This is a genomic window from Oleiphilus sp. HI0128, from assembly GCF_001635365.1.
Genome location: NZ_LWGG01001219.1, coordinates 1 through 13,647, shown reverse-complemented (window position 1 = coordinate 13,647; position 13,647 = coordinate 1). Strand labels below are relative to the sequence as shown.

12 protein-coding genes are annotated in these 13,647 nt (G+C 43.7%); 7 read left to right on the top strand and 5 right to left on the bottom strand.

From position 1 onward, the window contains the following. Positions 1–1,240, top strand: a 1,240-nt coding sequence (locus A3763_RS20615; protein ID WP_082880540.1) for a malate synthase G, incomplete at its 5' end; no start/stop codon positions are given. A gap of 77 nt (positions 1,241–1,317) precedes the next feature. Here the strand turns inward: A3763_RS20615 and A3763_RS20610 are convergent. Further along, positions 1,318–2,286 (bottom strand): GNAT family N-acetyltransferase, encoded by a 969-nt coding sequence (locus A3763_RS20610; RefSeq protein ID WP_068507459.1) that lies wholly within the window; start codon positions 2,284–2,286, stop codon positions 1,318–1,320. A gap of 123 nt (positions 2,287–2,409) precedes the next feature. Between A3763_RS20610 and A3763_RS20605 the strand changes: the two genes are divergently transcribed. Further along, entirely contained in the window at positions 2,410–3,531 is a 1,122-nt protein-coding gene (locus A3763_RS20605; protein WP_068507457.1) for a cupin domain-containing protein, read from the top strand. Between the two features lie 112 nt (positions 3,532–3,643). On the opposite strand, the gene A3763_RS20600 is transcribed toward A3763_RS20605, so the two are convergent. After that, on the bottom strand, positions 3,644–4,438 hold the full coding sequence (locus A3763_RS20600) for an AraC family transcriptional regulator (RefSeq protein WP_082880538.1): 795 nt from the start codon (positions 4,436–4,438) through the stop codon (positions 3,644–3,646). Positions 4,439–4,544: 106 nt separating this feature from the next. On the opposite strand from A3763_RS20600, the gene A3763_RS20590 reads away from it, so the two are divergent. From A3763_RS20590 to A3763_RS20570, 5 genes are all read left to right on the top strand, one after another. Then, positions 4,545–5,729, top strand: a complete 1,185-nt coding sequence (locus tag A3763_RS20590; RefSeq protein WP_068507451.1) for a hypothetical protein — start codon at positions 4,545–4,547, stop codon at positions 5,727–5,729. 3 nt (positions 5,730–5,732) lie between these two features. Then, positions 5,733–7,577, top strand: coding sequence for a cache domain-containing protein (locus tag A3763_RS20585; protein ID WP_068507450.1), 1,845 nt, complete (start codon positions 5,733–5,735; stop codon positions 7,575–7,577). Positions 7,578–7,689: 112 nt separating this feature from the next. Continuing rightward, positions 7,690–8,442: an SGNH/GDSL hydrolase family protein gene (locus A3763_RS20580; RefSeq protein WP_068507449.1), complete on the top strand. Its 753-nt coding sequence runs from the start codon at positions 7,690–7,692 to the stop codon at positions 8,440–8,442. A 286-nt stretch (positions 8,443–8,728) separates the two neighbouring features. Continuing rightward, positions 8,729–9,415 carry an SGNH/GDSL hydrolase family protein gene (locus A3763_RS20575; protein WP_156495221.1) on the top strand — a complete coding sequence of 229 codons (687 nt, stop codon included), beginning with the start codon at positions 8,729–8,731 and terminating at the stop codon, positions 9,413–9,415. Between the two features lie 79 nt (positions 9,416–9,494). Continuing rightward, positions 9,495–10,598 carry a hypothetical protein gene (locus A3763_RS20570; protein ID WP_068507446.1) on the top strand — a complete coding sequence of 368 codons (1,104 nt, stop codon included), beginning with the start codon at positions 9,495–9,497 and terminating at the stop codon, positions 10,596–10,598. 79 nt (positions 10,599–10,677) lie between these two features. On the opposite strand, the gene purB is transcribed toward A3763_RS20570, so the two are convergent. The 3 genes from purB to A3763_RS20555 form a co-directional block, all read right to left on the bottom strand. Beyond that, a complete protein-coding gene (gene purB / locus A3763_RS20565) occupies positions 10,678–12,063 on the bottom strand; it encodes an adenylosuccinate lyase (RefSeq protein WP_068507443.1) in 1,386 nt (461 codons plus the stop codon). Between the two features lie 98 nt (positions 12,064–12,161). Then, a complete protein-coding gene (locus A3763_RS20560) occupies positions 12,162–12,893 on the bottom strand; it encodes an START domain-containing protein (RefSeq protein WP_068511605.1) in 732 nt (243 codons plus the stop codon). Between the two features lie 85 nt (positions 12,894–12,978). After that, on the bottom strand, positions 12,979–13,647 hold a 669-nt coding region (locus tag A3763_RS20555; protein ID WP_304440833.1), incomplete at its 5' end, for a methyl-accepting chemotaxis protein.

Genomic DNA, 13,647 nt, shown 5'->3' with positions numbered 1-13,647 from the left:
ACGTGTGATGAATGCTGACCGTGAATTCACGGGTGTTGACGGTAATACTTTCTCTTTGAAAGGTCGTTCAATGTTGTTCGTTCGTAACGTAGGTCACTTGATGACTAACCCTGCGATTCTTTTGGAAGACGGTTCTGAAATTCCTGAAGGCATCATGGACGGTGTTGTGACAGCGCTTATCGCTATTCACGACTTGAATGGCAATAGCCCATTCAAGAACTCTACAACAGGTTCTGTCAATATCGTTAAACCTAAGATGCACGGCCCAGAAGAAGTGGCTTTTGCTAACGAATTGTTTGCACGTGTTGAAGATGCACTTAACCTGCCTCGCTTCACGATGAAGATGGGTATTATGGATGAAGAGCGTCGTACCACTGTTAACTTGAAAGAATGTATCCGTGCAGCGAAAGACCGTGTTGTATTCATCAACACAGGCTTCCTTGACCGTACCGGTGATGAGCTACACACGTCAATGTTGGCAGGTCCTTTTGTTGCTAAGACTCAAATGAAGCAGCAAGTTTGGATTAACGCATACGAAGATTGGAACGTTGATACAGGTTTGGAAACAGGCCTACAAGGTCGTTCACAGATTGGTAAAGGCATGTGGCCGATTCCTGATGAAATGGGCATGATGATGGAGCAGAAAGTGGGCCATCCTAAAGCGGGTGCTAACACGGCTTGGGTTCCTTCTCCTACTGCTGCAGCACTTCACGCAATTCACTATCATCAGATTGATGTATTTGCGGTTCAAAACGAACTTAAGACTCGCGAGCATGCAAACGTAGATGACATCTTAAGCGTTCCACTAATGTCTGCAGATGAAGTTAAGGCGCTAACGCCTGAATTCATTCAGAACGAAATCGACAACAACTGTCAGGGTATCCTGGGTTATGTTGTACGTTGGGTTGATCAGGGTGTTGGTTGTTCTAAAGTTCCAGATATCAACAACGTTGGTTTGATGGAAGATCGTGCAACATTGCGTATTTCTTCTCAGCACGTGGCGAACTGGTTGGAGCACGGTGTTTGTACCAAAGAACAGGTTGAAGAAAGCTTGAAGCGTATGGCAGCGATTGTTGACGGCCAGAATGCGGGTGATTCTGAATACATCGCCATGGCACCGTCTTTTGACGGCATTGCTTTCCAGGCAGCTTCTGATTTGATCTTCAAGGGCAAAGAGCAGCCAAGTGGTTACACAGAGCCGCTACTTCATGCTTACCGTTTGAAGTTTAAAGCGCAATAAGTGTTTACTCAGCCCCTGCTTATGTAGGGGCACAAAAAAACCGGCTGAATGCCGGTTTTTTTGTGCGTATTGATTAGCTAAATACTTAGGCGGCGCATATTGGCAGAGGGTTTAGCGTATTGCCAATGTTGGTCAAAGCTATCTCTGAGTCTCTGTGCGATCATATGATTGCTGTAGTTAACGAAGCCCGTGTAGCTATCCAGGTCTTTCCGGTAGATGCCGGCGTCAAAATCAACCGTTGTAATCATATCGCGGGGCCTGCTGGCGCCTCTTGGAATCACTCTTAATTCGATGAAGCTGGTCAATTTCTGGGCGAGGTCAATAAGTGGATTGTGATAGCCTGCACCAGTTCGATCATCGATTAATAGTATTCTAATTTTTGCCTGCGAGTTCCTCTTCGATAGATTCAATAGACATTGACGGATGTAGCTTTCTTTAAAGATAGGGTGTGTGATTGTGTCGGAAAGTATGGATATTTGTCTCTGGGCCTGTGAAAGCATGCTTCGATGAAAGCTAACAAACTGGTCTTGGTTATTGTACTTATATAAATGATTATCCTGAGATATTAACAGTGCCTTCCGTCCATCTGTTGACAAGTGAGGCTCTTCTGCTCGGACTTTAATATAATGCCTCAGACAGGGCATTTCCATATGGTATATCCCATCACGATTAGGCTCTTTGGCTGTCACGAATCCTTGAGAGGCAAAGAAGGCCTGATATTCTTGAAAGCATTCCAGGTAGAGCTCATCATAGTTAGACTTTGCGGCAGCTTTCATCGCTCGATGCAGAAGCTGGCGACCAAAGGACTTTCTTCTGCAGGAAGGGTGAATATATAGCTTATGGATATGGGCAGAGCTAGCGTCGTTATGCTTAACGACAACGTAGCCAATAATGTTATCACTGGCGACAAGTGCCTGGATAAAACCCTTCTCTACTTGATGAGCCTTATGAATATGCAGCCAGTCGTTATCGAGCTTGCATAGGCGACGATGTACCTCTAATGGAAGTTTATCCAGGGCATAAGTTTGGATTTTAATTTGACTCATAATATTTCAAATGATGTTACTGCATTATCAATCCATTATTATATCATGCTCAGAATAGAACAGCTGGGGTATGCAGGTCTACCGACTTTACCTGCTTTTTGCTAATTAAGAATAAGGCTCGCTATGTTGCACAATTTTGATGTTCAGGATTTTTTACTCAATTACTGGCAAAAAAAACCAATGCTTATTTCCAAGGCTTTTTCGGACCCATATTGGTTGGAGCCAAGTGAATTAGCGGGTTTAGCCTGTGAGGAGGATGTCGAGTCCCGAATAATTATGCAGTCTGATCAAAAGTGGCAGGTCGAGTGTGGGCCTTTTGAAGAAAGCCGGTTTCCTACTCTACCCAAGAGGGATTGGACGCTTCTGGTTCAAGGTCTTGATCAGTGGTCACCTGAAGTGGCGGAGATTTTAAGGTCTTTTGATTTCTTACCGAGCTGGCGTCTGGATGACATAATGGCTTCGTATGCGCCGGTTGGGGGAACCGTTTCCCAGCATTATGACTTTTTTGATGTCTTTCTAATTCAAGGAGAGGGGAGCAGAAAGTGGCAAGTAGGTCAGGTTTGTAGCGCCGACAGTGAATTGGTACCAGATACCTCTGTGCGTATCCTGACTGAATTTGAGCCTAAATTGGAAGTAACCTTGGAACCGGGTGATATCCTTTACATTCCCGCCAAGCATGCGCACTTAGGAGTCTCTGTAGAAAACAGCATGACCTATTCAGTTGGTTTTCGCGCTCCGAGCATTCGAGATATTGTCGACGGTGTAGCGACAGCAGCTTTGGAGGGCTTGAAAGAGGATGAGCGTTATCAGGATAGCATCGAGGCTTTAAAAGCTGCCCGAGGTAATATCCCTGAAGCTGCTATCACTCGCTTGCGTGAAATGTTGAGCGAGGCCTTGACCAATGAGACCTTGCTTGCAAACTGGCTAGGGGAGTATGTAACGGAAAGGAAGTATCCTGAGCTTGAGCTTGTCGGCGAAAGTATTGAGGATTGGGAGTCGCTCCTTGGTGAGGGTGAGCTAATTCAGCGTAACCCTGCTTCACGCTTTGCCTATACCACCTTCAAGGAGTGTCTGCTTTATGTTGATGGTACTTCTTATAAATGTTCAGCCGCATTGGCTGAAGAACTCGCCGACAGACAAGATCTTTGTCGTCAGCGAATACTAGATTTAGTTTCAGATAAACAGGATAAAAGCGTTATTGCCAACTTATTGGAAAGCGGTGCATTAGTGCTCGGAGATTTGTAGGCAGAGGTCACTGTGCCTCGCTAGGTGCTTCGAGCTATGTTTGAGCTAGCTCATGCTTGACTTACTATCTTCGTTAATAATATCCAGATTAAAAAGGCGGAGAAGGTGACGCCTAGTTTTCAAGATTGGAACAAATTTTTGCTGAACAATGCTTTTCGAGAAACTCTATAGGTGTTTGTGAAAATTCGGCTTTGAAAAAGCGCCTAAAGCCTGATGCTGTTTGAAAGCCAAGTTGTTCAGCCGTGTAATCAATGTTTTGCCTCATTTGAAATAAGTAAACTTTAGCAAGCTCTCTTCGGGCAATGTTGGAAAGGTGAGAAAACGACTCGCCGTGCTTATTAAGCCGTTTTTGTAATCCTCGAACAGATATATTTAGCTTGGATGCCAGCTTCTGACTATTAAAAGACTCTGGGTGGTTGTGCATTATCTGGCTGATTGCACGATACTCGAAGTCTTGCAATCGTTCAGATTTTTGCCAGAGGTCTAGAGACTTATTAAGGTAGAGTTGGTGCAAGGTTGGGTTGTGGCTAGATAGATCTCTGTATAATAGTTGATCATCAAACGTAATGATCGAAAGAGGTTGGTTAAAAGTTGCTTTGCAGTCGAAGTGCTTTAAGTAGCGATGTGAATAGGTAGGCGCAGGAAAATCAAAACATATATCAAGGGGTGTTACTGTGGAACAAATTATTTCTCGTAGAGAGTTTAAGGTATATGAGAAAACCGCCTCGGCGCAAAAACGTCGTTGTTGAATCGTTAGGTTTTTTTTGTAAGGGAAGGTTAGGGCAACACTCAAGCGACCTGGAGATTTATGAATAATAGGGTAATAGCTTGCTCCATGGATAAAGTGATATCGGCTAATCAACTCGAGTCTATTTGGTATAGGCAGGTTTATACCGGTACGGGACAAGCGCCAATTAGCCTTGAGAGTGAGAGTGAGATGATAGAGCGTGTCTCAATGACCCCTGGGGCAATTGGCTATATATACAATAATAACGATACAAAGATTCAGAACAATGAAAATATTAAGATACTTACTGTTTACTAGTAGTTTGCTGCTTGGCTCTCACTCTTCAAGCTTGTTTGCTGAGGAAAACGGTGACTGGTTTACACCTTTCTCGTGGGAGGCTTTTGTTAGCCAAAGCGTTATTTATAGTAGTGATTATGATTATCTGAGCCGCTCGGATGATGAGGCCTCGCTTGATATGTGGGAGGCAGGTTTACTATTTTCTACCACGGTCAAAGGGTCTATAGGCGTTTCCGCCCAGTTATTAGGTCGAAAGGTTAGTGAGTCGAGTGGTGAAGATATTCGTCTCGATTACGGGTTTTTTAGCTACCCGATTTATCAGAGTTTTGATCGTTCTTTGGGTCTTCGTTTAGGGAGAATACGTTCTTCTTATGGTTTTTATAATGAGACTCGGGATATTCCCCATACCCGAACGGGTGTGGTGATGCCGCAAGCCGTTTATTTTGACATGACTCGTAACTCCTTTTATTCCGCTGATGGTGTGGAATTCTTTGGTTCTTATGACCTATCTGGTGAGCCTTTAGCATTTCAACTTTTCTTGAGCCAGCCTGTTGCTGATAAAGATGAGTTGGAAGAGGCCTCACAACTTTCTCCAAGCAAACTCAAAGGAGATCGTAGCCTGTTAGCCAAAATAATATATGGAGAAGAGTTTGATGGTTGGCGTGCCTCCATAACGTACTTCAAACCAGAATACGAAGTATCAGTTGAGTTTCCTGCAGGTGACGACCCTTTGCTTATGATTGTTGAACCTGACGCGTCATTTTACTCCGAAAATATCGTTACATCACTTGAATACAACCAATTCCAATGGTCTGTCACGTTTGAGTATTTGCGCCATAAATTCCAGACTAATATTCCGGCACTGGCAAGCGAGGCTGTTAATGATTTTTATGAAGAAGCTTATTACTTGCAGAGTGTTTATCGTTTTGATGAATTCTGGGAAATGTATGTTCGCTATGAACAAACAAAGCTGAGGGGCTCGTCAGACCCAAAAAGCTCATTTGACGATGCTAATTTTGGTCTGGCATTTAGACCTGATGAGAACTGGCTTCTTCGCGCTGAGATTCATTATATTGAGGGTTACTCGAGGTTGTTTAGTCGTGATAACTCGATTTCAGACGAGCCGGATCCATACTGGACAGCAGTTCTTTTTCAGCTCGCCTATAGGTGGTAGTAGATGATTGACGAGACATTACCCTCAGGATGGAAAGACAAAGGTTTTAACATTAATTGGCAAACGTTTGGAGCGATTAGCCTTGTATTCACATTAATTGTGTTGGTCTTTTCTTTGTTGATGTCTCAGTGGAAAACGCATGAGTTTGAGTCTAACCGGCTTATTGTGCATGCCCAATATGAACAGCAATTAAATCGTTTGATAGAAACTTCTGCGGATAAAGTGATACAGCTAGCGAACTCGGCAAGTTTGAATAAAATTTTAATGGAGGCAATCCGGGGAAACGATGTCGAAAGTTTTCGCAGTGAAATAGAAGAGCTTGATTGGAATTTACAAGCCGATGGGGGATTGTCAGTATTGGCTTTGTTTGATACTCAGCTTGGTATATTACACTCGACTGACTCATTGCAACACCAAGAGAGTGTTAGGGAGGTGCTCCAGAGAGAAGCGCCCTCTTGGCGTGTAGATTGTAACTCTGTTTGCCGAATTGTGACTTACACTGCCATGCTTTATCAGGGGGATGTTTTGGGTGTCATCGTTCTGGCAGAGCCATTAAGTAATGTAATGCTTAGGTTTCAGCACGTCTCAAATATTGATACGGTTTTGCTAAGCAAGAATACGGACCCATTTAGTGCAGGGGTCAAGGGGCTGCCTGTTTCTCCATTTTGGGAGCGTGATCTAATGGCTTTAACCAACCCCTTGGAAAGCAGAGTCGTGCTTGATCAGGCTTCGCGTTCGTACTCTCTTGATGAATTAAGTCGCCGAATTCAGGTTTTGGATTTGTCTCCAAATATTTATGAATTGAAGGCGATGCCTTTGCAGCAAAATCAACTAGTTGTAATATCAAATGTGTCTGAAGACTACTCCTTATTAGATCAAACGATCTCTCAAACGTTCAGTTATAGTTTCTTAGCGTTGCTTGTCGGTGAATTTCTACTATTTATACTATTACGCCAGCCTTTACGTAAGCTACATCGTGCCGATGCAGTTGAGCGCTTGGCAGTCGAAACGTCAAATGCTTTGGATGCACGCACAGAAGCTTTGGAGCGCGAGAAACTATTATCAGAGAGTGTGAATGACTCAGTTCCTGTGGGTATCGCAGTAGTTGATGGTGGCGGGCGCTTATTGTCTGTTAATCGCTATCTAAAATCTTTATTTGAATTAAGCTCAGAAAGTCTCGAAGGGAGCTCGTTGGATTCTCTCATTCAGGCTAAGGGGGGCTTAGTCTCCCGGCGGCTTGAGGATATCACTAGAGGGGTTTTGTCAGAGTTTGAACATGTTGCTTATATCACTTCTGTGTCAGGGCATCAGCACTGCCTTTCTTGGCGTTATACGCCTGTTTATGGAGAGCAGGAAGAGTCTGTCTCTATCTCGTCTCGGCAAGTTTTGGTCATCGCGACACCTTTAGCTGAACCAACTATTGTAGATGAGAGGAAATGGTTGGATGTTCATGATACTGAAACAGGTATGTTAAACCAAAAAGGTTTAGAAGCGCGCCTGACTGATTTGATTGGCAGAGACGACCAAGCGTCACATGCCCTTGCATTGTTGCGAATAGAGTCTCAGTGGCGTGATGAGGTTAAAGCGTGCTTATCAACAGAGTTGGATAGCGCATTTAGTCTTGTTAGTTTGGATCGAAATGAAGTGGCGGTATTGATGCCTTCAACCTCACAACCGGATGCGGCCGGGAACCTGAAGCACTATTGTCGGTCTATCGGTGAAATAACACAGAAGGGCATTATGCCTTTAGGTGGTTTGCATGTTTTCACTTCCGTAGCGCGAGATCCTTTAACACTTATTCAGCACGCTAGAGATGATTTGGCCAGACGAATGTGCAATGAACCCTAAGGCAAATTGCGCACTGATCTATGAGATCTGTACGTAATCCTATACCTAAAAAAATTCATGACTGCGTTATCGTTGTTTCTCCATAAAACAATCAAAAAGCTGGAGAAGCAAAATGATTAGATTAAAACAAAAAAAATTGATAGACCTGCCAGTGAAGATGGCTAAGGCTGTCAAATTTGCAGCTGCCTGTATAGTTTCTGTGAGTGTTGTCGGTTGTACAGGTAACCCTTACGAAGAAGTGGCAGATCGCAATGACGTTATTACTCTGGGCGACTCGATCTTTGATCTTAATGGTGTCATTCAAGAGACGCTCGAATCCTATGCCGGTGAGACCTTTCGAGATTACACGCAAAGCGGAGCAGAGTTGTCTGGTGGTGCCTTGGCTAAAGCCGTCGATCAACAATATGAGGATGCTAAGTCTACAGACGCAAATATCGATACCATTGTTATGGATGGCGGCGGTAACGACATTCTTATCCCCGCAATGCTATTCGACCCTTATGGGTGTCGTACTCACTGGTGGCGTTGGAATATTTCAAGAAGCTGCCGTGGCTTGATTGAGGATCAGTATATTAATGCAATAAACCTGCTCAATCAGATGGAAAGTGATGATGTTCAGAACGTGATATGGCTAGGGTATTACGAGTTACCTCGTGGCAATAAAAACCTCACAAAAGCCTTAAATTACGGTGATGACTTGCTTGGTTATGCTTGCGATGTAGCGACGAATGCAAGCTGCTCATTTGTCGATACGCGTGGCACTGTTCCAGCATCTCAAGTTGAAAGCGATAATATTCACCCAACCCCAGAAGGATCTATTAACTTGGCAAATCAGATTTGGCCTGTGCTTCAGACTGTATTGTAATTCGGGTAAATACATTCACTCGACTTAATTAGATTTACATAGTTAGTGGGGCCAGGGAAGGCCCTTTTTTGTGAATGAAATCACAAATCTATTCTCTTTTTAGCTCGTGTATTATCGAGGGTGCAAAATATGAACAATATTCACTATTTGGTACGTTTTGCGCCTCACTAAACTTAAATTAATCATTATAGGATCATGTCTCCATATCAAAAATAACAACTGGAGAAAGCATGAAAACGATGAATCTAAGAAAACTGTATCACAAAGGCGGCTCTAGAATAAGCTGGTGGGGACACTAGCGATTGCCGGTTCCTTGGTTGCTTGTACGGGAAACCCTTATGAAGAAAACGCTCAGCGTATGGACGTGGTAACGCTAGGTGATTCGATATTCGACTTGAATGGTGTAATTGAGGAGGACCTTCAAGCGAATGCCGCTACCACTTTCCGAAACTATACGCAAAGTGGCGCTGAGTTATCGGGTGGCTCATTAGCAACACCTGTAGACAAACAGTACCAAGATGCGAAAGCAACGGATGCGAATATTTCTACGATTGTCATGGATGGCGGCGGTAATGATATCTTGATACCGGCAACTTTATTCGACCCTTATGGTTGCCGTACTAAGTGGTATCGCTGGAACATTTCTAGCAGCTGCCGTGGCTTAGTTGAAGATCAGTATGTTAACGCGGTTAACTTGCTAAACCAAATGGATGCAGATGGCGTCGATAATGTTGTATGGCTCGGCTATTACGAGCTACCTAGAGGTAATGCGAATCTAACTCAAGCATTGAATTATGGAGATGACTTGCTGGGTTATGCTTGTGACGTGTCGAGTAATGCGAATTGTCATTTTGTAGATCCGCGTGGAACGGTACCTGCTTCTCAGGTGGAAAGTGATGATATTCATCCGACCGTGGAAGGATCTCATAACCTTTCAGCACAGATCTGGCCAGTACTTCAGCCTTTGCTATAAAAACAGAGTAGTAAGTTTTGGAGCGGCAGGGATCGCCGCTTTCTCGAAATGTCTAAAGATAATAATTCAGAGAGTAGATATGAGTGAGCACAATAAAGCCGTAAATTTGAAACCCTATTTGTTGGGTGGCATCGCTGTTATCAGTATCGCACTAAGCGTTTTCCTTATTCAGTTATTTGCCAGTCAAAAGCCACTTAATTCGCACTATGAGCCTGTTTCTCTTGGCCCTTCATTACCTTTATCTTCCTCGACTGAGGATTACCTTGATGTGCCTACTCCTCAGATTCCAGAGTATTTGAAAGCGGAGCCTAGTGAGATTGAGCAGCTGATTGAAGCCTTAGTAAGCTTACTGGTTCAAGAACACTCAAGTGAGAAACACTTACCGTCTTTTCACGCAAGCTTGAAAGAAATGCGTAACGACTTAATACAGTCCTACCCAGATACAGGTGCGGAAATATTTGAGCGAATTATTCGAACGGCTTTCCCCGAGTTAGTAGATGATATTCTTGCTTTATTAGCAATGCTTGATATCTATGACGAGTGGCTCTTGACTAATATATTAGATCTGAATGAAATGCCTGCGTTGCAGCAGCAAGGCATGTTGTGGCAAAAGCGCTATGAAATTTTTGGTGAGGAGTTAGCAGAAGCTATTTGGGAGAAAGAACGAAGTGCTGAAGAAGATAAACGAGAGTCGATGCTCTCTACCGTTAATATGCTTAACCAGTCACTTGATATGAGCATGCAAGACCGAGTTTATCTATTGCAAAGCGCTTATGATGAAAACTATTTTGGCTCTGTTGAAGATTTGGTGCTTGATTCGAAAGGTATGTTATCTCAAGTTGTCTTTGGTCTTAATGCTGTACAAAGTGAACTCGGTGCATTAACACGTGAAGAACGTCAGTATGAAATTAATGAAGTGAGGCGGCTCATCGGATTCGAAGAGTCCCAGATAGAATGGTTGGCCAAGCGAGACCAAGAGAGAGAGGATCGGTGGAATAATGGTTACGCATATATGGAAGAGCGTTCACTTGTCTCTGAGCAGTTTGAAGGCGAAGCCTTAGTAGAAAAGCTAAGCGCTTTGCGAGAGAAGTACTTTAAAAATGAGGCCAGTACCATCCAGAAGGAAGAAGAAATGTTAGGTTTCTTCCGTTATAACAGAGAAAGGGTTTATGGGCGAAACTGATTACTTAAGAGTCTTCAAATGGAAAGAAAAAAGGCGCGTTGAGTTTTCTCAATGCGCCTTTTTTATAATCTTTCGAAAGTTAGCTCTTAATTGCGTTTGCCTGCGCTATTGCGTTACCAATATAGGTAGCAGGCGTCAATTTCAGCAGCTCTTCTTTAGCAGGGTCTGGAATATCTAAAGTCTTCACAAAGCTTTGAATCGTTTCCTGGTTCATTACATTACCGCGAGTTAGCTCTTTAAGCTTCTCGTAAGGTTGTTCAACCTTATAGCGACGCATAACGGTTTGAATCGGCTCAGCCATGATTTCCCATGCGTTGTCGAGGTCTTGAGCTAAACGCTCCGGGTTAATTTGAAGCTTGTTTAGACCCTTTAGCGTGGACTGGTAAGCAATGATGCTGTGCGCCAGGCCGACGCCTAGGTTACGAAGAACCGTAGAATCTGTCAGGTCACGCTGCCAGCGAGAGATAGGTAGCTTTTCTGCCAAGTGGCCTAATATAGCGTTTGCCAGGCCTAAGTTGCCTTCAGAGTTTTCAAAGTCGATAGGGTTAACTTTATGAGGCATCGTGGAAGAGCCAACTTCACCAGCAATTGTTTTCTGCTTGAAGAAAGCCATTGAAATGTAAGCCCAAATGTCGCGGTCTAGGTCGATTAGAATCGTGTTGAAGCGGGCAATTGCGTCAAACAATTCTGCAATATAATCGTGGGGCTCAATCTGTGTTGTATACGGGTTGAACTGTAGTCCTAGGCTCTCGATGAATGTTTTAGCATTTTCAGCCCAGTCAACATCAGGGTAGGCAGATAGGTGAGCATTGTAGTTACCTACAGCGCCATTAATTTTGCCCAGGATTTCAACTTTCTCGATTTGAGCCAACTGGCGGCGTAAACGAGCAACAACATTTGCAAATTCTTTACCCATTGTAGAAGGCGAGGCTGTTTGACCGTGGGTACGTGAAAGCATCGGGATTTCAGCGTGCTCAAGTGCCAGTTCTTCCATTTTGTTTACAACTTCTTTCATTGACGGTAAAACACTCTTCTGCATGCCATTAGTAAGCATTAAACCGTGAGATAGGTTGTTGATGTCTTCCGAAGTACAAGCAAAGTGAACGAACTCGGAATCGGCTTCTAATTCAGGGAAGTCGCCTTTTGCTGCAGAGAACTTTTCTTTTAGGAGATATTCAACTGCTTTTACGTCGTGATTTGTAGTGCGTTCAATTTCTTTAACGCGCTCTGCGTCTTCTACAGAGAAGTTACTTACGATATCGTCTAGGAACTTGTTGGCGTCAGCAGAGAAGGCTTTTAATTCTTCAATTTGAGGGTGGGCTGCCAAGGTTTGCAACCAACGAATTTCAACCTCTACGCGGAATTTAATAAGTCCAAACTCGCTGAAGATATCCCTAAGGTCAGTGACTTTTGAGCCGTAACGGCCATCGATAGGTGAAACTGCGGTTAAAGATGAAAGTTGCATTCGTAATCTCTTTCTCTGCTGCTTAAAAAATGGGCGGCAATGATACTACAAATGTGACCTGAGTTGCACTTTTTGTCACGGATACATGAGGGTGCGGTCTATTGCTTATGTTTTGTGGCTTGCTCGGAAATTGATTTATTTTTGATCGCTAATGGTAATGGTGGCTCAATGATGTACGACATTTCTTTGGGCAGCTGATAGATATTGCTTTCGACGCGTCTACGCATTTTTTCTAGTGTGCCTAACGGTTGGTCAACAACGAAGCTGTTGGCGAGCCATGCCGGTAGGTCTCCGCTAGGATCAGCATGCGTTTCATATTCGACAAAAATATAGCCATCACCTTGTGGTGTAAAGCGCCAATAACCTGTTAGTTGTGTGACAGGTACACAGTCTTCGTGATTTTGCTTTACGGCTGTGCTGGCTTCGAAAGTCATCGTTACAGCATAGGTCTTGGGGTCTTGTTTAATATTGGCATGTAGTACATAATCTCGGTCGCTTACAGGCCAGGGGGCACTCGTTCGTTGGTAAATATAAAAGTCTTTATTTGATATTCTTCGAAGAACTTCACTCTTTGCGCAATCTTGTAGCCATAGTTCCATTGCAGATATGTCTGTATGGTGGGCCATTAAGTTATGTAGGCTTGATTTAATCGAGGTTTCACCACGAAATGCTTTGAATGAGGAACCCTCTATCTCTTGAGTATATACCTTGATTCCGTCGTCATCATGTTCCAAGTTCCAGCTATTGGCAGAGCAGGTTAGGGCAAAGCACAAGCTTAGTAGAGGGATTGAAATAAGTAAGTGTAGTGGTTTGCGTAATATGGTTTTCATTAGATGTGTCTACTTATCTCGGTGTTTATCAGGCATAAAATGAATATAACAATAAAAGAGAGCTATAAATATGCTCTCTCCAAGTCTATACCTTGTACTGCTCAAGAAGTTGCTGAGTTGAGCTGGTTAGCTTTTGTAGCTCTTCGCTATGTTGTGAAAGTGTTGTCGCACCTTCGTGGGTTTCATGAGCGACCTCTTTGATAGAGACCACATTGCTGCTGACTTCATTCGCAACGATGCCTTGTTGTTCCACCGTTGCAGCGATCATATTATTCCTATCGGTGACTTCAGCGACTTTTGAACCCGCTATCATTAGGCACTCTCCGGTGCTGTAAGCATTATCCACACAAGATTGAGTATGGATCTTTCCGGCCTCCATTACTTTAACTGCATTGGCAGCGGCAGATTGCAGAGCTTCAGTCATCGCCTGTATTTCTTCAGTGGATTCATGAGTTCGTTGTGCGAGAGACCTAACTTCATCTGCTACTACCGCGAAGCCGCGGCCTGTTTCGCCAGCTCGTGCAGCCTCGATCGCGGCGTTCAAAGCTAATAGGTTGGTCTGTTCAGAAATGTTTCTGATGACGCCAAGAATGGTGTCAATTTGTTGAACATCGGCTTCAAGTTGGCTAATGACTTGGCTGGCTTGTGTCATATCATCCGAGACGCTGCTGATTGCACCAATGGTATTGCGCATCATCTCGTTACCTTGATTTATTTGAGTATTTGCTTCGTGAGTCAGGTCTGAGGTTTCTGC